This is a genomic window from Aminobacter sp. MSH1, from assembly GCF_003071665.1.
GTDB classification, from domain to species: domain Bacteria; phylum Pseudomonadota; class Alphaproteobacteria; order Rhizobiales; family Rhizobiaceae; genus Aminobacter; species Aminobacter niigataensis.
In genome coordinates, this window is sequence record NZ_CP026265.1 from 2033193 (window position 1) to 2054789 (window position 21597).

The 21597-nt window shown below is 64.7% G+C and carries 20 protein-coding genes; 10 read left to right on the forward strand and 10 right to left on the reverse strand.

Features of this window, described 5'->3' with window-relative positions; genetic code table 11:
- Both xdhB and xdhC read left to right on the forward strand, forming a co-directional pair.
- On the forward strand, positions 1-2361 hold the full coding sequence (xdhB, locus tag CO731_RS10165; protein ID WP_108606991.1) for a xanthine dehydrogenase molybdopterin binding subunit: 2361 nt from the start codon (positions 1-3) through the stop codon (positions 2359-2361).
- Positions 2358-3308, forward strand: a complete 951-nt coding sequence (gene xdhC / locus CO731_RS10170) for a xanthine dehydrogenase accessory protein XdhC (RefSeq protein ID WP_108606992.1) — start codon at positions 2358-2360, stop codon at positions 3306-3308. The genes xdhB and xdhC overlap by 4 nt, the downstream gene beginning before the upstream one ends.
- 24 nt (positions 3309-3332) lie before the next feature.
- Here xdhC and dps read toward each other — a convergent pair whose 3' ends face one another.
- Both dps and CO731_RS10180 read right to left on the reverse strand, forming a co-directional pair.
- Positions 3333-3821 carry a DNA starvation/stationary phase protection protein Dps gene (gene dps, locus CO731_RS10175; RefSeq protein WP_108609739.1) on the reverse strand — a complete coding sequence of 163 codons (489 nt, stop codon included), beginning with the start codon at positions 3819-3821 and terminating at the stop codon, positions 3333-3335.
- Between the two features lie 109 nt (positions 3822-3930).
- A complete protein-coding gene (locus CO731_RS10180) occupies positions 3931-4446 on the reverse strand; it encodes a helix-turn-helix domain-containing protein (RefSeq protein ID WP_108606993.1) in 516 nt (171 codons plus the stop codon).
- Positions 4447-4560: 114 nt separating this feature from the next.
- Here CO731_RS10180 and CO731_RS10185 point away from each other — a divergent pair, with 114 nt between their 5' ends.
- Together CO731_RS10185 and CO731_RS10190 are read left to right on the forward strand one after the other, a co-directional pair.
- Positions 4561-5037, forward strand: coding sequence for an SRPBCC family protein (locus CO731_RS10185; protein WP_108606994.1), 477 nt, complete (start codon positions 4561-4563; stop codon positions 5035-5037).
- A gap of 174 nt (positions 5038-5211) precedes the next feature.
- Positions 5212-6408: a serine hydrolase domain-containing protein gene (locus tag CO731_RS10190; protein WP_108609740.1), complete on the forward strand. Its 1197-nt coding sequence runs from the start codon at positions 5212-5214 to the stop codon at positions 6406-6408.
- A 10-nt stretch (positions 6409-6418) separates the two neighbouring features.
- Here CO731_RS10190 and CO731_RS10195 read toward each other — a convergent pair whose 3' ends face one another.
- Entirely contained in the window at positions 6419-7339 is a 921-nt protein-coding gene (locus CO731_RS10195) for a LysR family transcriptional regulator (RefSeq protein ID WP_108606995.1), read from the reverse strand.
- A 148-nt stretch (positions 7340-7487) separates the two neighbouring features.
- Between CO731_RS10195 and CO731_RS10200 the strand changes: the two genes are divergently transcribed.
- The 4 genes from CO731_RS10200 to CO731_RS10215 all read left to right on the forward strand — a co-directional run bounded on the left by CO731_RS10200 (position 7488) and on the right by CO731_RS10215 (position 12045).
- A complete protein-coding gene (locus tag CO731_RS10200; RefSeq protein WP_108606996.1) occupies positions 7488-8708 on the forward strand; it encodes a urate hydroxylase PuuD in 1221 nt (406 codons plus the stop codon).
- A 169-nt stretch (positions 8709-8877) separates the two neighbouring features.
- Complete coding sequence (gene guaD / locus CO731_RS10205; protein ID WP_108606997.1) at positions 8878-10197, forward strand: guanine deaminase; 1320 nt, start codon at positions 8878-8880, stop codon at positions 10195-10197.
- 57 nt (positions 10198-10254) lie between these two features.
- On the forward strand, positions 10255-10761 hold the full coding sequence (locus tag CO731_RS10210; protein ID WP_108609741.1) for a heme-degrading domain-containing protein: 507 nt from the start codon (positions 10255-10257) through the stop codon (positions 10759-10761).
- 18 nt (positions 10762-10779) lie between these two features.
- The gene (locus CO731_RS10215; RefSeq protein WP_108606998.1) at positions 10780-12045 is read left to right on the forward strand and encodes a glycerate kinase; all 1266 of its coding nucleotides are present in this window, start codon (positions 10780-10782) and stop codon (positions 12043-12045) included.
- Position 12046: 1 nt separating this feature from the next.
- Here CO731_RS10215 and CO731_RS10220 read toward each other — a convergent pair whose 3' ends face one another.
- The 4 genes from CO731_RS10220 to CO731_RS10235 all read right to left on the reverse strand — a co-directional run bounded on the left by CO731_RS10220 (position 12047) and on the right by CO731_RS10235 (position 17663).
- On the reverse strand, positions 12047-13507 hold the full coding sequence (locus tag CO731_RS10220) for a UdgX family uracil-DNA binding protein (protein ID WP_108606999.1): 1461 nt from the start codon (positions 13505-13507) through the stop codon (positions 12047-12049).
- The gene (locus tag CO731_RS10225) at positions 13507-14742 is read right to left on the reverse strand and encodes a putative DNA modification/repair radical SAM protein (protein ID WP_108607000.1); all 1236 of its coding nucleotides are present in this window, start codon (positions 14740-14742) and stop codon (positions 13507-13509) included. The genes CO731_RS10220 and CO731_RS10225 overlap by 1 nt, the downstream gene beginning before the upstream one ends.
- Before the next feature lie 119 nt (positions 14743-14861).
- The gene (locus CO731_RS10230) at positions 14862-16250 is read right to left on the reverse strand and encodes a glutamine synthetase family protein (protein ID WP_108607001.1); all 1389 of its coding nucleotides are present in this window, start codon (positions 16248-16250) and stop codon (positions 14862-14864) included.
- Positions 16251-16280: 30 nt separating this feature from the next.
- Entirely contained in the window at positions 16281-17663 is a 1383-nt protein-coding gene (locus CO731_RS10235; RefSeq protein WP_108609742.1) for an aspartate aminotransferase family protein, read from the reverse strand.
- A gap of 155 nt (positions 17664-17818) precedes the next feature.
- Between CO731_RS10235 and CO731_RS10240 the strand changes: the two genes are divergently transcribed.
- Positions 17819-18271, forward strand: coding sequence for a hypothetical protein (locus tag CO731_RS10240; protein ID WP_159091616.1), 453 nt, complete (start codon positions 17819-17821; stop codon positions 18269-18271).
- Positions 18272-18295: 24 nt separating this feature from the next.
- On the opposite strand, the gene CO731_RS10245 is transcribed toward CO731_RS10240, so the two are convergent.
- The gene (locus CO731_RS10245; protein ID WP_108609743.1) at positions 18296-18727 is read right to left on the reverse strand and encodes a MarR family transcriptional regulator; all 432 of its coding nucleotides are present in this window, start codon (positions 18725-18727) and stop codon (positions 18296-18298) included.
- Positions 18728-18800: 73 nt separating this feature from the next.
- On the opposite strand from CO731_RS10245, the gene CO731_RS10250 reads away from it, so the two are divergent.
- Positions 18801-19253 (forward strand): hypothetical protein, encoded by a 453-nt coding sequence (locus tag CO731_RS10250; RefSeq protein WP_108607003.1) that lies wholly within the window; start codon positions 18801-18803, stop codon positions 19251-19253.
- A gap of 61 nt (positions 19254-19314) precedes the next feature.
- Here the strand turns inward: CO731_RS10250 and CO731_RS10255 are convergent, their stop codons facing one another.
- Positions 19315-20289 (reverse strand): WD40 repeat domain-containing protein, encoded by a 975-nt coding sequence (locus CO731_RS10255; RefSeq protein ID WP_108607004.1) that lies wholly within the window; start codon positions 20287-20289, stop codon positions 19315-19317.
- A 115-nt stretch (positions 20290-20404) separates the two neighbouring features.
- Positions 20405-21487 (reverse strand): GTP-binding protein, encoded by a 1083-nt coding sequence (locus CO731_RS10260; RefSeq protein ID WP_108607005.1) that lies wholly within the window; start codon positions 21485-21487, stop codon positions 20405-20407.
- Positions 21488-21597: the final 110 nt, after the last annotated feature.

Sequence of the window (21597 nt, forward strand, 5' to 3'; positions counted from 1 at the left end):
ATGACCCAGCACCAACCGAACCTCAAGGCGGCGAAGATCACGGGCGGCGTGCACACCGACCAGCGCCACGATTCCGCGCACAAACACGTCGCCGGCGAGGCCGTCTACATCGACGACATGCCGGAACCGGCAGGCACGCTGCATGTCGGCATTGGCCTGTCCAACGTCACCCATGGCACGCTGAAGTCGGTCGACCTGTCTGCCGTCCGCGCTGCGCCCGGCGTCGTCGACGTGCTTACCTATGCCGACGTGCCGGGCGAAAACGACATTTCGCCGAGCGGCATGCATGACGACCCGGTCTTCGCTCAGGGCAAGGTGGAGTTCCACGGCCAGCCGATCTTCGCGGTCGTGGCCGAGACCCGCGAGCAGGCCCGCCGGGCGACGCGCCTGGCCAAGATCGAGTACGACGAGTTGCCGGCGGTCATCAGCATCTGGGACCTCGATCCGGAGAAGGACAAGCAGGTGACGTCGCCGCTGACGCTGAAGCGCGGCGACGCGGCGGCTGCGATTGCCGCGGCACCGCGCCGGGTGAAAGGCCGGATGAAGCTCGGCGGCCAGGATCACTTCTATCTCGAAGGCCAGATTTCACTCGCCGTGCCCGGCGAGGACGACGAGGTCGTGGTCTATTGCTCGACGCAAGGACCGAGCGAGACCCAGCACCTCGTCTCGCATGTGCTCGGCGTGCCCAGCCATGCGGTGACGGTCGAGGTACGCCGCATGGGCGGCGGTTTCGGTGGCAAGGAAACCCAGGCCAACCAGTGCGCGGCGATTGCGGCCATCGCTGCGAAGAAGCACAAGCGCGCCGTCAAGGTCCGGCTCGACCGCGACGAGGACATGACCGCTACCGGCAAGCGGCACGACTTCGCCATCGACTACGAAGTCGGCTTCGACGAGGAAGGCAACATCCTCGGCGTCGACTACATGTTCGCGCTCAATGCGGGCTTCTCGGCCGACCTCTCGGGGCCAGTGGGTGACCGCGCGCTGTTCCACTGCGACAACGCCTATTTCTATCCGAATGTGCATGCCAAGTCGTCGACGCTCTACACGAATACCGTGTCGAACACTGCGTTCCGCGGCTTCGGCGGCCCGCAGGGCATGGTTGGCGCCGAGCGCGTCATCGAAGAGGTGGCGTTTGCGCTCGGCAAGGACCCGCTCGAGATCCGCAAGCGGAACTTCTACGACGCCATCGGCGTTGCCGGCGAACGCAACCTCACGCCCTATCACCAGAAGGTCGAGGACAACATCATCCACCGCATCGTCGCGGAACTGGAGGAGAGCGCGTCCTATGCCCGCCGCCGGCGCGAGATCGCGGCGTTCAACGCCAACAGCCGCTTCGTCAAGCGCGGACTGGCGCTGACGCCGGTCAAGTTTGGCATCTCGTTCACCAAGACCGAGTCCAACCAGGCCGGCGCTCTGGTGCACGTCTATGCCGATGGTTCGGTGCACATGAACCACGGCGGCACCGAGATGGGCCAGGGCCTTCACCTCAAGGTGGCGCAGGTGGTGGCGGAAGAGTTCCAGATCGATCTCGACCGGGTGAAGATCACGGCGACGACCACCGCCAAGGTGCCCAACACTGCGCCGACGGCGGCGTCCTCGGGCGCCGACCTCAACGGCATGGCGGCACAGGACGCGGCGCGGCAGATCCGCAAGCGGCTGACCGATTTCGCCGCCGAGAAGTACCAGGTGCCGGGCGACCAGGTGGTGTTCCTGCCCAACCGCGTGCGCGTCGGCAACCAGGAGATTTCCTTCAACGACCTGGTCAAGCAGGCCTATCTGAACCGCATCCAACTGTCGGCTGCCGGCCACTACAAGACGCCGAAGATCCACTGGGACCGCAGCAAGGGCAGGGGCCACGCCTTCTACTATTACTCCTATGGCGCGGCCTGCTCCGAGGTGTCGATCGACACGCTGACCGGCGAGTACGTCATTGAGCGGGCGGACATCCTGCACGACACCGGCCGGTCGCTGAACCGGGCCATCGATATCGGCCAGGTCGAGGGCGGCTTCGTCCAGGGCACGGGCTGGCTGACGACCGAAGAACTGTGGTGGGACGGCAAGGGCCGGCTGCGCACCCATGCGCCGTCGACCTACAAGATCCCGCTGGCTTCCGACCGGCCGAAGATCTTCAACGTGGAACTGACCGACTGGTCCGAAGCCTATGAGCCGACGATCCACCGCTCCAAGGCCGTCGGCGAGCCGCCGCTGCCACTCGGCATCTCGGTGCTTCAGGCGCTGTCGGATGCGGTGGCGAGCGTCGCCGACCACAAGGTCTGCCCGCGTCTCGACGCACCGGCGACGCCGGAGCGGGTGCTGATGGCGATCGAACGCCTCCGGGCCGGGGCGGCCCAGGCCAAGTGAGCAAGACGGCCAAGAGCCTCCGGGCATTCCTCGACGCAGCGCCTTCGGTGGCGCTGGTCGAGGTGGCAGAGGCCAAGGGCTCGACCCCGCGCGAAAAGGGCGCGTGGATGCTGGTGTCGCCCGAGCGCATCTTCGGCACCATCGGCGGCGGCCAGCTCGAATTCATGGCGATCGACAGCGCGCGGGCGATGCTGAAGGGGTCAATCTCCCTCCTTGAGGGAGAGATGCCCGCGAAGCGGGCAGAGGGGGTAACCTCAGGAAGAAGCGCCCAAGTGGTGTTGAGCCCGGTCGAAACGACCCCACCCGGCGGCTTCGCCGCCACCCTCCCCTCAAGGGGGAGGGAAACGCTCACCCTCGACATTCCACTCGGGCCGGAGATCGGCCAGTGCTGCGGCGGACGGGTCGAGGTTGCCGTCCGCCACGTCGACGAGGCAATGGCTGCCGACCTGGTCGCTTCGGCCGAAATATCGGACGCTGCCCTGCCACATGTGCTGGTCTTCGGCGGCGGCCATGTCGGCCACGCGCTGGCATCCGCTTTTGCCTTGCTGCCGCTGAATGTGGTGGTCGTCGAGACCCGCGCCGATGCGCTCGACGGCATGCCGGCGGAGATTGATGTCAGGCTGACCCCAGTTCCGGAGGAGATGGTGCGCGAGGCGCCCTCCGGCTCGGCCGTGGTGGTGCTGACCCACGACCATGCACTCGACTTCCTGATCGTCGCCGAGGCGCTGAAGCGCGACGACACCGGCTATGTCGGCATGATCGGCTCCAAGACCAAGAAGGCGACCTTCAAGAGCTGGTTCCTCAAGACGGCCGGCGGCAGCGACGAGCAGTATGCGCGGCTGGTCTGCCCGATCGGCGGCGACGCCGTCAAGGACAAGCGCCCCGCTGTCATCGCCGCCCTTGCCGCAGCCGAGATCATGACCGCGCTGGCTCTGCCGGCGAAGTGACCGCCGTCATCGGAACCGGCCAGGCTATTCGTTTTCCTGGATGTGGGCCTCGAGGAACCACAGCGACTTGTCGAGTGCCCTGGAATAGGCGGTGAAGATGTCGGCGGTGTCGGCGTCGCCCGCCTCTCCCGCCTCGTCGATGGCCGAGCGCACGGTTTTCGCTGCATCGGCATAGCGGTCGATCAGCGCGGCGATGTGGTCCTTGGTCTTTGAGATGTCGGTCGGGTAGGGCTTCAGCTTGCTGGCCTCGACCACCACCTGCGAGGTGCCGAGTGCCGCTCCGCCCAGTTGGGCGACACGTTCGGCAATGGTGTCGACGTGTTCGTCGAGGTACTTGCGGAAATCATCGAGCATCTCGTGGATGGCGATGAAGTGCGGGCCCTTGATGTTCCAGTGGGCCTGCTTGGTGATCAGCGCGAGGTCGATCGCGTCGGCCAGCCGTGCGTTCAGAAGCTCGATCGAGACCTTCTTGGCGTTGGACTTGAGGTCGTTGCGTGTCGGGTGGGAAATCATCGGCTGCTCCTTTATCCGCGGGTCGTGCCTGCCTTCCGGCCGGCCGGAAAGCATCCGCAGCGTACAACAGCCTCACGACAGTTCGGTTCCGGGCTGGACCAGTCGAAAGTCAGCCAGCGGCGGCGTTGCGGCCGACCACTTCGAGATAGGCCGCTTGCAATTGTTCGCGCACCGGAAGCCGCAGCTTTGCCGCCTCGGACAGCGGTTTGCCGAGATGGGAGGCACGCAGCTCTTCCATGAAACGCTGCCACATCTCGGGGCCGCCCGTTTCCAGCAGCTCGGCACGGATGCTGAGTTCCTCGCTGACCGGTAGCCACTTGCGGCCCCAGGCGCCGATATGGGCGAAAACCGGCAGCAATTCGATTGCCATCTCTGTCAGGCTGTAGATTGCCTTCTGCTTGTGGCTGGGGTCGTCGGCTTTGGTGATCAGCCCGTCCTCGACAAGGCGCTTCAGCCGGTCCGCCAGGATATTGGAGGCAATGCCCTCCTCGGAGTTCGTCAGCAGCTCGCGAAAATGTCGACGGTTGCCGAACATCATGTCGCGCAGGACGATCAGGCTCCATTTGTCGCCGACCACCTCGAGGGTGAGGTTGATCGGGCAGCCCGACCGTTGATGCTGGTTCATGCAATGTCTCCAAAAACTGGTTGCAACATAAAATCAGTTGCGCTAGCCTGCAACTGGTTAGTAAATGCAACTGGTTTCAATTCTGGTTGCGGCACCCACAAGAGGAGGAAAGAAATGTCCAGCACCTCAACATCGCTCTCCACCTTCAGCAGCGATCGCGTCTACCCGGTGTCACCGGCGGAGCTGTTTTCGGCATTCTCGCAGGCCGACCGCAAGCGCCGCTGGTTCGTCGAGGGCGAAGGCTGGCAGATCGATGAGTTCGTCGTCGACTTCAGGCCCGGCGGTTCCGAGCGCAGCAGTTTCCGTTTCGAGGGCGGAGCGTCGTTCTCCAACGACACGACCTATCTCGACATCGTCCCCGACAGGCGGATCGTCTTCGCCTATGCGATGGCAACAGAGGGCAAACCCTTCTCCGCCTCGCTGGCAACCATCGAGTTCGTACCGGAAGGCGAGGGCACTCGGCTCGTCTACTCGGAGCAGGCCGCCTATCTCGACAGCGACAACGCCGATGCCCAGACGGCCGATCGCAAGGCGGGCTGGGCCGAACTTCTTGAAGCGCTGGCCAGGCACCTGGACGAGACGGCGGGCTGACGGATTGTCGTCCACCACAGGAAGGATGCAAGGATGGGCACGATATCGGGAATGGATCGCCGCACCGTCATGAAGGGCGCGGCGTTTGCGGCATTGCTTGCCCCGGCAGAAGGGGCGTCGGCACAACCAGCAGCGGGCGCTTCGAGCGCGGCTGCAAAGTCAGGGAGCACGACGATGAGCACAGGCAACTTTATTCCCGACCGGCTCGAGCGGATGCGCATGGTGATGGCTGGCCACATCGACCGTGGCGAACTGCCTGGGCTCGTCTGGGCCGTCAGCCGGGGTGGCGAAACCCATATCGAAGCCGTTGGCACGCTCGCGCTCAACGGCTCGGCGCCGATGCAGCGCGACAGCATCTTCCGTATCGCCTCGCTGACCAAGCCGGTCACTGCGGTTGCGGCGATGATCCTCGTCGAGGAGTCGCGGCTGCGCCTCGACGAACCGGTCGACAAATGGCTGCCCGAGCTTGCCGATCGCAAGGTTCTTAAAGCGATCGACGGCCCGCTCACCGAGACCGTTCCTGCCAGCCGGCCGATCACCTTGCGCGATCTGCTGACCCTGCGCTTCGGGCTGGGGGCGATCATGGTCTATCCGTTTCAATATCCGCTGCAGCACGCCATGCAGGAAGCCGGCATCGCGCCGAGTGCCGACCTGTTCCGCGGTACTCCCGACGACTACATGAAGCGCATCGGCTCGCTGCCGCTCGCCCATCAGCCCGGTGAAGGCTGGCTCTACCACACAGGCCTCGACGTCGCCGGCGTGCTGGTCGCCCGCGCGGCGGGACAGCCGCTGTCGGCCTTCATGCAGGAGCGCATCTTCGGCCCGCTCGGCATGAAGGATACCGGCTTCCATTGCCCAGTGGAGAAGGTCGACCGGCTCCCCACCGCCTATTCGAGGGACTTCCAGACCGGCAAGCTTGGCGTCTACGACGAAGCCGGGGGCGGTTTGTTTGCCACGCCGGCGACCTTCGAGGCAGGCGGCGGCGGACTGGTCTCGACAGCCGAGGACTACCTTGCCTTCCAGAAGATGTTGCTCGGCAAGGGCAGGCTCGGTGGCGAGCGCATCCTGTCGCGCGCCTCGGTCGAGCTGATGACGACGGACCAGCTTACCGACGACCAGAAGGCGAGCGGGCGGATGTTCTTCAACGGCAATTCGGGCTGGGGTCTCGGCATGTCGGTGGCGCTCAAGCGAGACAATCTCTGGCAGGTGCCGGGACGTTTTGGCTGGGATGGCGGTTATGGCACCTCGGCCTATGCCGATCCTGAAAACGACCTTGCCGGCATCCTGCTTTCCCAGAGGCTGATGGATTCGCCGCAGGCGCCGGCGCATTACATCGACTTCTGGACTTCGGCCTACCAGGCCATGAGCTGACGCGACCGTCCTACTTGTGGGCGAGGATGTCCTTGATCAGCTTGTGGCAGCGGTCGGCCATGAAGTCGAGCAGCAGCCGGACCTTCGGGTCCTGCAGCTTCTTGTGCGGATAGACGGCGGCAAACTGGACAGGCGTCGGCGGTGTCTGTGGCAGGATGATCTTCAGCCGCTGGTCGCGGATGAAGGGCTCGACCTCGAAGCGCGGCTTGTTGATGATGCCGCGCCCGGCCAGGGCCCAGCCGGTCAGCACGTCGCCGTCATCGGAATCGAACGGGCCATGGACCTCGAACTTGGTCGGTCCTGCCGCGGTCTCCAGCATCCAGTAGAATTCGCGTGAGCCGGGATAACGCAGCATCAGGCAGTCGTGCTTCTTGCCGATCAGGTCGTTGGCGCTTTCGGGCTCGCCGCGCTTTTCGAGATATTTCGGGGCAGCGACCAGCACCCGCTCGCATTCCATGATGCCGCGCATGCGGAGGCTGGAATCCTCGATCACCCCAAGCCTGAAAGCGACGTCGATGCCTTCCTTGAGGATGTCGACATTGTGGTCCGACAAGCGCAGCCGGACCTCGATGTCGGGGTATTTGTCATGGAATTCGGGAATGCCAGAAGCGACAAGCCGACGGCCAAGGCCGAGCGGGGCAGTGACGCGGATGGTGCCGCGTGGCTGGCCGGAAAGTGCCGAGACCGCGGCTTCAGCCTCGGTAATCGCCTCTAGAACCTGTTTGGCGCCGGAATAGAAGACGTTGCCATGCTCGGTCGGCATCAACTGGCGCGTGGTGCGGTTGAAAAGCCTGACGCCGAGGTGCTTTTCCAGTTCCTTGATGCGGTTGGAGGCGACGGCAGGCGAAATGCGCATGTCGCGGCCCGCGGCAGAAAGATTGCCGAGTTCCACGACGCGAACGAAAACGGCGATGTTGTCGAGATAAGCCATGCGATGCCGTGGGTTCCATAGCCGGCTTATGCCGTGCCGCGATACGGTAGTATTTTCCAGATTTTTTTGAAAGTCATCGCGAATCCTTTCACTTCCCCCGTGCATTTGGCATCGTAAGATTGCTGCTGCTGCGGAAAAGGGACGGCGGATGTACGACTTGGCATTTTTCATGGACTGGGCAAGCTTCGCCGTGCGGTGGCTGCATGTCGTCACCGCGATGGCCTGGATAGGCTCATCGTTCTATTTCATCGCCCTCGATCTCGGGCTGAGGAAGCATGACGGACTGCCGGTCGGCGCCCATGGCGAAGAATGGCAGGTCCATGGCGGCGGCTTCTACCACATCCAGAAATACCTGGTGGCGCCGGCGCAGATGCCGGAGCACCTGACCTGGTTCAAGTGGGAATCCTATGCCACTTGGCTGTCTGGCTTCGCGCTGCTCTGGATCGTCTACTATGGCGGTGCCGAGCTGTTCCTGATCGACCGCAATGTGCTCGACGTGTCGGCGCCGGTGGCTATCGCCATTTCGCTCGCCTCGATAGGCCTTGGCTGGGTGGTATACGACCTCCTGTGCAAGTCGAAGCTCGGCGATCACGACACGCTGCTGATGATCGTGCTCTATGTCGTCGTGGTGTTCATGAGCTGGGGCTACACGCAGCTGTTCACCGGCCGCGCGGCCTTCCTGCATCTCGGCGCCTTCACCGCGACGATCATGTCGGCCAACGTCTTCATGACCATCATCCCGAACCAGAAGATCGTCGTCGCCGACCTCATTGCCGGCCGCAAACCCGATCCGAAATACGGCAAGATCGCCAAGACGCGCTCGACGCACAACAACTACCTGACCCTGCCGGTCGTGTTCCTGATGCTGTCGAATCACTATCCGCTGGCGTTCGGCACCGAGTTCAACTGGGTCATCGCCTCGCTGATCTTCATCATCGGCGTGCTGATCCGCCACTACTTCAACACCATCCACAAGCGCGAGGGCAATCCGCACTGGACCTGGTTCGTCGCCGGCCTGCTGTTCATCGTCATCATGTGGCTGTCGACCGTGCCGAAGGTGCTGACCGGCGAGGACAAGAACGCTTCCGTCACCACCCAGCCCTATATCGCGGCGGCGCAGTTTCCGAAGGTGCGCGATACCGTGCTCGGCCGCTGCGCCATGTGCCATGCCCAGGAGCCGTCCTACGAGGGCGTCTATCATGCGCCCAAGGGCGTGGTGCTGGAGACCGACAATTCGATCGCCGAGCATGCCCGCGAGATCTACCTGCAGGCCGGCCGCAGCCACGCCATGCCGCCCGCAAACGTCACCCAGATCACGCCGGAAGAGCGGGCGTTGCTGGTTGCCTGGTACGAGCAGGCGCGGAAGTAGCGCCTGGTGCATGATTCCGAAAAACGGAACCCGGTTTTCGGGCAGGATCATGCTCCAGCAATAAGACCGCGATACGCAGATTGCAGGTACAGGGCGCGTCATCGCGCCCATTTCGACGCGCGGCGACAGCCGCGGTTTCGCCACGCCAGAAAGCTTGTAGAGTCCGATCATGACCACCACACTTCTTCGCGGCCGTACCTTGTCCTTCCTGCGCTGGCCCGACAGCGCCGACGACCATGCGTCCTATGCCTATGAGGAAGACGGCGCGGTGCTGATGCGCGACGGCAAGATTGCCGCTGTCGGCGCCTATGCCCAGGTCGCGGCCCAGGCCGGCGGCGACGTCAAGGTCATCGACCATCGGCCGCACCTGATCCTGCCCGGCTTCATCGACGCCCATGTCCACATCCCGCAGATGCAGATCATCGCCGCCTATGGCGCCGAGCTGCTGGAATGGCTGAACAAGTACACGTTCCCCGAGGAAACCCGCTTCATCGATGCCCAGCATGGCCGCCGTATCGCGCGGCTGTTCCTTGACGAGATGGTGCGCCACGGCACGACGACGGTCGCTGCCTATTGCTCCGTGCACAAGCAGTCGGCCGAGGCGTTCTTCGCCGAATCGCACGACCGCAACATGCTCAACATCGCCGGCAAGGTGATGATGGACCGCAACGCGCCGGACGGTGTGCTCGACACGCCGCAGGCGAGCTATGACGACACCAAGGCGCTGATTGCCGAGTGGCACGGCAAGGGCCGCCAGCATTATGCCATCACGCCGCGCTTCGCCATCACGTCGACGCCCGAGCAGATGGAGATGGCGGGGCAACTGGCGCGCGAGCATCCCGACCTGCACATCCAGACGCATCTGTCGGAAAACCACGCCGAGATCGCCTTCACCCAGGAGCTCTATCCCTGGTCGCGCGATTACACCGATGTCTACGAACACTACGGCCTGCTCGGCAAACGCACGCTGCTCGGCCACTGCATCCATCTCGGCGAGCGCGAATCCGACTCGATTTCCGACCATGGCTCGATCGCCGTGTTCTGCCCGACCTCCAACCTGTTCCTCGGCTCGGGCCTGTTCGACTACCAGCGCTATCGCAAGCGCGACAAGCCGCTGCGCATCGCCACCGCAACCGACGTCGGCGGCGGTACCAACTATTCGATGCTGCGCACGATGGACGAGGCCTACAAGGTCATCGCGCTCAATGGCGAGAAGCTCAACCCGCTGGCCTCCTACTGGCAGCTGACGCGCGGCAATGCCGAATCGCTGTCGATTTCGGACAAGGTGGGTACCCTCGAAGTCGGCACCGACGCCGACATCGTGGTGCTCAATGCGCGCGCCACGCCGGGCATGCGGCTGAGGATGGAACGCACCGGCACACTGGCCGAAGAGCTGTTCCTGCTGCAAACGCTGGGCGACGACCGCGCCGTGGTGGAGGTTTATGTCGCGGGCAAAGCCGCCAAGACGACGATGGATCAAGCCGCCTGACCTTGCGTCCTCCGCCTGTGTCTGCCATGTGAGCCGTGTCTGATGGAGGAACGGACGATGGCAGCAGCCGAGGATCTGGACAAGATCGCCGAGCAGGAGGACCGACTGGTCTTCGAGCGCTTCGACGAGGCCGTGGCGTTCGACATCGGCGCGGCCATCCGGGCGCGCGGCCTGTCGGAAAACTTCCCCATCATCGTCTACATTCGCCTGTGGGACCGCGCACTGTTCTACTGCGCGCTGCCCGGCTCGACGGTCAACAATACCGAATGGGCGCGGCGCAAGATCAACGTCGTCAGGACCTTCCACCGCAGCAGCTATCGCATGGTGCTGCAAAAGTCGCGGACGGACCGCACCTTTCCCGTCGGCGATGCGCTGCCGATCGACGACTATGTGCTGGCCGGTGGCGGCTTTCCGATCCGCGTCAAAGGCGTTGGCGTCGTAGGCGCCATTGCCGTTTCGGGCCTGCCCGAGCGTCAGGATCATGAGGTGGTGGTCGCGGCACTCTGCGCCCACCTTGGCATCCCCGGCGACGAGCTTGCCTTGCCCCCCGTTTCGAGCAGCTGAGAGAGTTTGAGCGTACCGATGGCCATGACCGACCCGAAGCAGTTTCTCACCAGCATTTTCGAGGCCGCCGTCGCGGCCGCCGACCCGGAACTCACCATCCGCCGCCACCTGCCGGAAAAGCCCAAGGGCCGCACCATCGTCATCGGTGCCGGCAAGGGTTCGGCTCAAATGGCCGCCGCCTTCGAAAAAGCATGGGACGGCCCCTTGGAAGGCGTCGTCGTCACGCGCTACGGGTTTGCGGCACCCTGCGAGCGCATCAGGATCATCGAGGCGTCGCATCCCGTGCCCGATGCAAACGGCCTTGAGGCCTCGAAGCTCCTGCTCGAGAAGGTTTCGGGCCTGTCCGAGGACGACCTCGTCGTGGCGCTGGTCTCGGGTGGCGGTTCGGCCTTGCTGCCATCGCCGGCTGGCAATCTGACGCTCGCCGACGAGATTGCCGTCAACGAGGCGCTGCTCGCTTCGGGCGCACCGATCTCGGCGATGAACACCATCCGCAAGCACATCTCCGGCATCAAGGGCGGCAGGCTGGCCGCCGCCGCGTGGCCGGCACGCGTAGTCTCGCTGGTGGTGTCCGACATTCCCGGCGACAATCCGGCGCTGGTTGCCTCGGGGCCGACGGTGCCCGACGAGGCGTCACGCGCGGACGCGCTTAGGATGATCGAGACCTACAGGATCGCGCTGCCGGCCAACGTCATGGCCCACATCAACTCGGCAGCCGCCGACGCTCCCCAGCCTTCCGATCCGCGCTTTGCCCGCAACGAGGTGCATGTCATCGCCTCGGCCGCCGTGTCGCTCGACGCGGCCGCCGCAGCGGCCCGCAGGCTCGGGGTCGAAACGGTGATCCTGTCCGACGCGATCGAAGGCGAGGCGCGCGAAGTTGGTGGCGTGCACGCAGCGATCGCCCGCGAGGTCGCCGTGCGCAACCGTCCGTTCAACAAGCCAGTGCTGATCCTATCGGGCGGCGAGACCACCGTCACACTGCGTGCCAAGGGCAAGGGCGGCCGCAACAGCGAATTCCTGCTCGCCTTCGCCATCGGCATTGACGGGCTGACGGGCATCGACGCGCTGGCCGCCGATACCGACGGCATCGACGGCTCGGAAGACAATGCCGGTGCCTTCGCCGACGGCTCGACCGTGGCGCGGATGCACGGCGAAGGCGTCGATGCCAAGGCGATGCTCGCCGGCAACAACGCCTGGACGGCGTTCAACGCGGTGGGCGATCTTTTTGTCCCCGGGCCGACCGGCACGAACGTTAACGATCTCAGGGCGATCCTGGTCAGATAGATCAGGCAGCCATCATCGCGCGCACCGTCCTGATGTCCTCGGCAAAGCGGACACGCTCGGCTGCTGCCTCCTGCGGGTCGCGGATGCGCAGGATGTAGGACGGGTGGATCGTCAGGAATACGGCGAGACCGTCGTCGCGGGTGATCGTCTGGCCGCGCTGCCTGGTGATCGCCACCGGTGCCTCCAGCAGTGACTGGGCCGCGGTGGCGCCGAGCGCCACCACCAGTCGAGGTTTCAGCAGCTTGAGTTCCTGCGCCAGCCACCAGCGACAGGCCTGCACCTCGCCGGCATTCGGCTTGCTGTGGATGCGGCGCTTGCCGCGCGGTTCGAACTTGAAGTGCTTCACGGCATTGGTGACGTAGACCGCCGAGCGGTCGATGCCTGCCTTACCGAGTACCGCGTCGAAGATCTGGCCGGCGGGGCCGACGAAGGGCCGGCCTTGAAGATCTTCCTGGTCGCCGGGCTGCTCGCCGACAAACACCAGTTCGGCATCGTCGGGGCCTTCGCCGAAAACCGTCTGGGTCGCTTCGCTCCACAGCGGGCAGCGCCGGCACTGGCTCGCCTGCTGGCGCAGGGCATCGATGGATTGAGCCTCAGTCTCCGTCGGTACTTCCGCAGCCGGCCAATGCCTGGCCTGTATCGCCTGGTGATGCGGAGCTGGCATGGTCGGCATCCTCGCGATCATCTCCCTGGCGGCCCGGTCGGCGCCGGCCACCAAACCGGGAATGAGCGAGGCCTCGGGAAGGTTCCGCCAGTATTTCTTCGGCATCTCCGATTGCATCGCTTTCACTTTAAGGCGCGCCGGATTGAAGATGCTGGCGAAGTAGGTCCGCCACATCTCCTCGGACTGGTCGGCGGCGGGCGCGTCGTCCTTCGACGCGCCGGGTCCGAGCGCCAGCCTTTCGCGGTCCCATTCGGCCGAGCCGTGTGGCGTCAGGATTGCCCAGTGCATGCCGGTGAAACGGCGCACGAAGAACGGTGCGGCCAGTTCGAGGATGAAGTGGTCGGGCTCGAACCAGGCGACGAAGCGCTCGTCGTCGCCGTCGCCAATCTTCCGGAAGCGCACGAAGGCATGCATCTTGTGCTCGTCGCGCCTGACAGCCTTCTCCATCGCCTCGAAACGGCGCACGTCGGGGTCGGAGGCGATGTGGAGTAGATGCGGCTCGCTACGCTGCCGCCACAGCAGGCGATAGAGCAGGGCGAAGCGCTCACTGTGGCTGTGGCAGGCGACGGCAGCCGCGCGGTCGATGAAGTCCTTGGCAACCCGCAGTTCGACGCCCACGGGCGCTGGTGGTAAGCCCGTGCCGGTACCTCCCGCGCCTTCGATATGCCATTCGATATCCTCGGGCTTCACCTCGTTGAGGGCCAGCCGGCGCGCCGCATCGCGCCAGCGGTCGAAATCTGTCGGGCTGGCGAGGCGCACGCTGTGGGCGGCGAGCGCGAATGCGGGCTGGATGGCCATCAGAACAGCGCCAGTTGCCGGGGTTGTGGCGCCACCGTCTCGCGCAGGCGCGCGGCATCGGTCGACGCACCAGGCGACCAGCCTTCGGCGACGATGAACGGACGGACCTTGGCGATGGACTGGCAAAGCCTGCCGATGTCCTCGAGGCGCAGTCGCCGGAAGCGGCGTGTCTCTAGGATACGCTTGACCACCCGCGTGCCGAGCCCGGGAATGCGCAGCAGCGTCTCCCTTTCGGCTCGGTTGATGTCGACCGGAAACAAAGCGCGGTTACGAAGGGCCCAGGCGAGCTTGGGGTCGATTTCCATGTCGAGCATGCCGTCCGTCGTGCCGTCGAGAATCTCGCCTTGGTCGAAGCCGTAAAAGCGCATCAGCCAGTCGGCCTGGTAGAGCCGGTGTTCGCGCATCAGCGGCGGCCTTTTCAGCGGCAGCGCCGACGAGGCATCGGGGATCGGGCTGAAGGCCGAGTAATAGACGCGGCGCAGCTGGTAGCTGCCATAGAGCCGGGCGCTGGTCTTGAGGATGCCGGCGTCGGGCGTGGCGTCAGCGCCGATGATCATCTGGGTCGACTGGCCACCGGGTGCGAACCGTTCGCGCTTCTTGGTCCGCAGCGTCGGTTCCGCCTTTTCCTCGATCTTCGAGCGCAGCCTGGCCATCGAGACACGAATCGTCTCGGGCCGCTTCTCCGGCGCCAGTCGTTTCACGCCCTCGTCGGTCGGCAGCTCGACATTGATCGACAGGCGATCGGCATAGAGGCCGGCCTTCTCGACCAGCTCGGCAGAGGCTTCCGGGATCGTCTTGAGATGGATGTAACCGCCGAACTTCTCGTCGAGCCTAAGCCGCCTGGCCACCTCTACCATCTCGCCCATCGTCTCGTCGGGCGAGCGGATGACGCCGGAGGACAGGAACAGCCCCTCGATGTAGTTGCGCTTGTAGAAGTCCATGGTCAGCCGCACGACCTCGTCGACCGTGAAGCGGGCGCGGCGGACATTGGAGGACGAGCGGTTGATGCAATAGCTGCAGTCGTAGATGCAGAAATTGGTCAGCAGGATCTTGAGCAGCGAGATGCAGCGGCCGTCGGGCGCATAGGAGTGGCAGATGCCCATGCCTTCGGTCGAGCCGATGCCGCGCGACGCCAGCGAGTCGCGCCCGCCGGCGCCCGACGAGGCGCAGGAGGCGTCGTATTTCGCTGCGTCGGAGAGGATCGCGAGTTTCTCGTGGGTGGAAAGAATGGGCATTTGTTCATGATATGTTCTTTCGTCTGATAATGCCAGAACCTATGCCGCGATGTGGCGAAATGTGATCGGATCCATGGAGATTGGATGGCGGTGGTTGTCCGCCATCCGGGTCCGCGGGGTCACACCTCGTGCAAATAGAGGTGGTAGTCCAATTCGCTGACTGTGCGGGCAACGCGCAGGTACTCGGCTTCCTTGATTGCCGTGAAGGTGCGGTGCAGGTCGTGGCCGAGCGCTTCGCGCAGGAACTCCGAGCGCTTCGCCGCCTCGATCGCGGTGCGCCAGTCCGGCGGCATCACGCTTTCGCTGCCTTCGGCCTGCTCATAGCCATTGCCTGACGTCTCGGGGCCGGGGTCGAGCTGTTCTTCCAAGCCCTTGGAGATGCCGGCGAGGATGGTTGCTGCGACCAGATACGGATTGGCGTCGACACCCGAGGGGCGGTGTTCGATGCGGCGGTTCCTGGCGTCGCCGGCAGGCACGCGCAGCGCCACCGAGCGGTTGTTGACGCCCCAGGTCGGCGCCACCGGCGCGTAGGACTGCGACACGAAGCGGCGCCAGGAGTTGGCGTGCGGCGCAAACACCAGCATCGACTCCGCCATGGTGTCGGCGAGGCCGCCGAGCGCGTGCAGCAGCTTCGGCTGCCATTCGCCTTCTTTGGCTTCGGTGAATACGTTGGTGCCGTTGCTGTCGAGCAGCGAGGCGTGGAAGTGCATGCCCGAGCCGGCATACTTCTCGATCGGCTTGGCCATGAAACACGCGGTCACGCCGTGGCGGCGCGCCTGCATGCGGACGATGCGCTTCAGCATGATCAGGTCGTCGGCGGCCTGCATCACGTCCTTGCGGTAGCGCAGGGTGAGTTCGTACTGGCCCGGCGCGTATTCCGAAATGACAGTTTCTGCCGGAATGCCCTGCAGCTTGGCCGCGGCATAGATGTCGGAGAACAGCGGCTCCATGCCGTGCAGATGGTCGACCGAATAGACCTCGGTCTTGCCAGAGGCGCGGCCGTCGAGCACGGCGCGGGCCGGCTGGACCTTGCCGTCGCCGTCGCGTTCGTTGGAAAGCAGGAAGAACTCGAGCTCGAAGGCACCGGCCGGATGCAGGCCCTTTGCTGCCAGCTTGTCGACCTGGCGCTGCAGCGCGAGCCTGGGGTCCGAGGTCATCGGCGCGCCGTCGAGATGGTACATCGACATCAGCAACTGGCCGCGCGCAGGGCTCGTGCCATGCATCGGCTTCAGTGTGCCCGGGATCGGCCACGCCCTGAGGTCGCCGTCGCCGGAATCCCAGATCAGCCCGGTTTCGTGCACGTCCTCGCCGGTGATGTCGAGGCCGAGGATGGAGATCGGCAGGTGCCGCCCGCCCTCGTAGAGCCCCATCAACTCGTGGCGGCGGATGATCTTGCCGCGGCCGACGCCATTGGCGTCGGTCAGCACGATGTCGAAGGCTTCGATGTCGGGATTGGCGTCGAGGAAGGCTCTGGCCTCGTCGATGCTCGAGCCGGAAGGAGATGTCATGATCTTACTCAATTGTCCTGATGCCTTGTCTCATGCGGCAAGCGTGGCGGCAACATCGCCGAAAGCCGCAACCAGCCTGTCGACCTGACGTGCCGTGGTGACCGGCGAGACCAGCATCATGTTGTGGAACGGCGCGATCAGCACGCCGCGATTGACCAACGCCACATGCATGGCGGCTTCGAGCCGCGAGGCGTGCGCATGCTCGGCCTCACCGCCATTGCGCAGCGGGCCGGGAGCGCAGATGAACTCGACACGGGCGCCGACGCGCATCACGTGCCAAGGCAGCTTGTGTTTTCGGATGGCCTTGTCGAGGCCGGTGGCCAGCCGTTCAGCCAGCTTCTCCATGTGGGCGTAGTTGGCCTCGGTCATGACCTCTTCGAGCGTGGCGCGCATCGCCGCGAACTGCAGGGGATTGGCCGACAGCGTCGTGCCCATGCCGGAATAGCCCGGCTGCTTGGTGCTGTTGTAGGCAGCGTAGCGGGCCGCGACCTCCTCGCTCATGCCCCAGACGCTCGCCGGCACGCCGCCGGCGACAGGCTTGCCGAGCACGAACAGGTCGGGGTCGAGGCCATGCTTCCTGGTGTAGCCCCCCGGGCCGGTCGAGATGGTGTGGGTCTCGTCGATGAGCAGCAGCGTGCCGGCCTTGCGGGTGAGTGCACGCACGCCTTCGAGGAAGCCGGGTTCGGGCAGCACCATGCAGGAATTGGTCAGCACCGGTTCTGATATGACGCAGGCGACGTCGCCATGGCTCAGCGCCTTTTCCAGTGCCGGCAGGTCGTTGAACTCGACGATGCGGGTGCGGGCGGTGAGGTCGCGGAATTCGCCCGCGAGGCCGGGGCGGTTGATCGGCTTGCCGCTGTCCAGCCGCACCATCGTCTCGTCGACGGCGCCATGGTAGCAGCCGTTGAACACCAGGATCTTGTCGCGGCCGGTGACGGCGCGGGCGACGCGCAGGGCGAAGCGGTTGGCGTCGGTGGCCGTGGTGGCGATCTGCCAGTGCGGCAGACCGAAGCGCTCGGCGAGCAGCAGGCCGACCGTCAGCGAATCCTCCGACGGCAGCATGTAGGTCAGGCCGCGGCTCGCCTGGCGGCGGATGGCGCGGGCGACCGGGGCAGGGGAGTGGCCGAACATCGAGCCGGTGTCGCCAAGGCAGAAATCTGCCAGCCTGTTGCCGTCTACATCGGTGATGGTAGCACCGCTCGCCTTGTCGACGAGAATCGGGAAGGGCGTCGGCCAGTCCTTCATCCAGTGCATCGGGACGCCGCCGAAGAAGCCCGCCACGCCGTTGCCGAGGGAGGCTTGCGATCTCGGCCGCGCCCTGATGAAGATTTCGGCCTCGGCGGCAGCAAGCTCCGATATGCGCGAAAGTGCTACGCCGCCTTCGGTGGCATCAGGTCGTTCGATGCGGTTCATCATGGCTCCCATTGGAAAGACGGGCGCCACTCTAGCCAGAGCCGACGCGAAACGGCAATTGGCCGTGCGCACGGCGTCGATTGGCGCAGTCCCGCAGCCCTTGACCATCCCGGCGCATCGTCGATCATGACACTGTGCTTTGGGGGTGGATGCTGATGCGTGTTATGATGACGCTTATGTCGATCCTGCTTGCAGCGGGCCCGGCCGTTGCCTCTGGCGGGCTTTCATGCGGTGCCAAGGATGAGGCAGTGAAACTGACCATCGAGAGTGGCGTCACTCGCGGCATGGGCAGTCCGGTCTTCGATTTTCGCGGCCAGATCGAAATCGCCAACAAGGCGGTCGAGGCGGACCTGCGCAAGATCACCTTCGAGCGCGAGCACCTCGCGCAATACTGGCTCGACGGCGAAGAGCTGCGCATGGTGGTCTACCGCGAGCGCGTCGGCGACAAGCCGCACGGCTATGTCGAGGTGACGATCAGGACAAGGTCGGGCGACGAGGGCGACTATATCGGCCAGTATTCTGTCACCGTCTTCGACATGACGGGCGCTGCCGGCGGCGACGGCAAGACCTATAACTTCACCGGCCGCGCAACCTGCCTGGTCGAATAGGCCAGCGAAACGCCTTTCCCCGAATCAACCCTTGTGCATGGCGGCGATGGCACGCCGCATCAGCGCCAGGAATGCTTGGCGTTCGCCTTCGGAGAAATCGGCGAGCGCTGTCTCGTTCTGCGCGCGGGCGGCCTGGGTTGCGGGATCACGCAGCGCTTTCGCCGTCGGCGTCAGGTGGATGGCCTGCGAGCGTCCATCGTCGGGGTTGGCGCGCCGCTCGATCAGCCCGTCGCGCTCCATCCTGGTCAACGTGTTGGCCATGGTGGCCTGCTCGACGTCGAGGCGCCGCACCAGTTCGCTCTGGGAAATCCCGTCCTCGTCCCAGAGCGCCAGCAGCGTCATGAACTGCGCCGGCGCCAGCCCGAGGGGCCGGATACGCTCGTGCAGGCCCTTGGCGAACAGGCGCGCCATCTGGTTTGCGAGATAGCCGGCCGAGCGTTCTTTCTGGAAAGCCATGGTTGAGAGATAGCTGTTGAATAGCATGCTATGCAATGATATATAGCTTGCTATCCAAATCGGAGGCTCGACGATGAAAGCGAAGCTCCATGCGGCGGCCGGTGCGGTCGCCTTGCTCACGATCACCTGCTTCTGGATTGCCACGGCCGCGGCCGAACTCACCGGCAGCGCCGAAACCATAGCCGCGGTCAAGGCGGCCATACTTGCCGGCATGGTGGTGTTGATCCCGGCCATGATGGTGGCCGGCGCCTCGGGCTTCTCGCTCGGCAGGGGCTGGAAGAGCCCGGTGGTGCAGCAGAAGAAGCGCCGGATGCGCATCGTCGCCGCCAACGGCCTTCTGGTACTCCTGCCGTCGGCCTATGTGCTCGCCGGCTGGGCCGAAACTGGCCGATTCGATGCGGCCTTCTTCGCCGTCCAGGCGCTCGAACTGGCGGCCGGCGCCGCCAACATAACGCTCCTGTCGCTCAACATGCGCGACGGCCTGGCGCTGCGCCGCAAGCCGGCCAGGGCGGTACGCGCAGGCTGAATTTAGAGCGTTTGACGCAATTCCGGACGAAAAACCGGTTCACACTCTTCCTGGAATTGCTCTAGCCCGCGATGTCGATGACGCCGCAGTCGCCGGCGGCACTGCCGAAGGCGAGGCGGCGTTCGTCCTTGTCCCAGGCCATTGCCGTGATCGCGCCCTTGCCGGGGCGGCGCAACAGCACTTCCTTGGCATCGGCGAAACGCACAGCCATCACCATGCCGTCGTCGTAGCCGATGGCGACGATGTCCTCGCTCGGATGGCAGCAAACCGTCGTCACCATGGTGTTGCCGCGCGTGCCTAGCTCCAGCGGCGCCTTGCCCATCGGGCCGTCCTTGCCGGTGAACGGCCAGACGATGGCCGCGGGCGCGCCGGAACTCGCCAGCCACTTGCCCTTGGCGCTCCACGACAGGCTTTTCACCTTGGCGGGATAGCCGGTCATGCGCATGTGCTTGGCGTCGACCAGCTTCCAGCCATGCAGGGCGTTTTCCTGCATCGTGGTGACTAGGAAGGCGCCGTCGGGCGAAAAGGTGATGCCGGTATGCGCGCCGTCCCATTGCAACTCGGTCGGGGTGCCGTCGGCGGCGGGGAAATGCAGCGTCGCGCCATTGTAGCGGGCGACGCCGATGCGCATGCCCTTCGGTGAAAACGCGATGCCTTCGACCGAGCGCGGATGGGCGAATTCCTTGGTCTTGCCGTCGGCGAAGCGCACCCAGGCATTGCGGCCGCTGGCATAAGCGACGGCGCCCTGCGGTCCCGAGGCGACAGAGGTCACCCATTTCTTGCCGGCGCTGGCGAGTTCTTCAGCGGTGCCTGACGAGCTTAGCGACATCACCTTGCCGTCCTCGCCGCCAGTGATCAGCTGATCGTTGCCGGCGTTGGTCGTCGCCGACAGCAGGCCATCATGCAGCTTGATCGACTTCTGGCCGTGGTCGAGCCAGTGCACCATGCCCTCGGCGAGCGCGAAAAACGGAATGTTGTCGAGGAAGGCGGCTGCGATGCAATGGCCATCGAGATCAAGCGGCGCGACTGTGGGCATAGAGACTATTCCATTCGAGATTTATGCTGCGCTTACCCTTACCCTCTCCCCGTTTACGGGGAGAGGGTGCCGTCAGGCGGATGAGGAGCAGGGTATTCCGTGGACACGTTGGCGCTTAAGCCGCCTGGCAGGCCTCGAAGCTGCGCTTGAGGCGCTCGGCGTCGAGCTCGCGGCCGATGAACACCAGCCGGCTCTCGTGCTTCTCGTCGTCCTTCCAGGCGCGCTGGTGGTCGCCCTCGATGATCATGTGCACGCCCTGGATGACATAGCGGTCCGGGTCGTCCTTGATGGCGATGATGCCCTTGAGGCGCAGGATGTTGGGGCCTTCCATCTGGGTGATCTTCTCGATCCAGGGGAAGAATTTCTTGGAATCCATCTCGCCGCCGCGCAGCGACACCGACTGCACCGTCACGTCATGGATCGGCGACACCGCGCCATGGTCATGGTGGTCGTGATCATGGTGATGATGGTCATGGTCGTGGTGGTGATGGTCGTGGCCGCAATCCGGGCCGCATTCGTGATCGTGGTCGTGGTCATGATCGTGGGCATCGAGGAAATGCGGGTCGTCGGCCAGCACGCGTTTGAGGTCGAAGGCGCCGCGGTCGAGCACCTGGTCGAGGGCCACGCCGGCGCGGGTGGTGCGATGGATCCTGGCCGAAGGATTGATGGCGCGGATGGCGGCTTCGACCTGGCGCAGTTCATCCTCGTTCACAAGATCGGTCTTGTTGAGCACGACGACGTCGGCGAAAGCGATCTGGTCCTCGGCCTCGCGAGAATCCTTGAGGCGGAGCGGCAGGTGCTTGGCGTCGACCAGGGCGACGACGGCGTCGAGCTTGGTCTTGGAACGAACGTCCTCGTCCATGAAGAAGGTCTGGGCGACGGGGACCGGGTCGGCAAGGCCGGTGGTCTCGACGACGATGGCGTCGAAGCGCCCGGGGCGGCGCATCAGGCCTTCGACGACGCGGATCAGGTCGCCGCGCACGGTGCAGCAGACGCAGCCATTGTTCATCTCGTAGATTTCCTCGTCGGATTCCACGATCAGGTCGTTGTCGATGCCGATCTCGCCGAATTCGTTGACGATGACCGCATAACGTTTGCCGTGGTTTTCCGACAGGATGCGGTTGAGCAGGGTCGTCTTGCCCGAGCCGAGATAGCCGGTCAGTACGGTGACGGGGATTTGGGTCTGAGCTTCGGTCATGGTCGTCCTCGGGATCGAATAGAGGCTCCATATAGGATGCCGGAGACGCTTTTGCACGTCTCAAACGGCATCATGGCTGCGCGTTGCGCACATTACGGAAGTTTCATTGG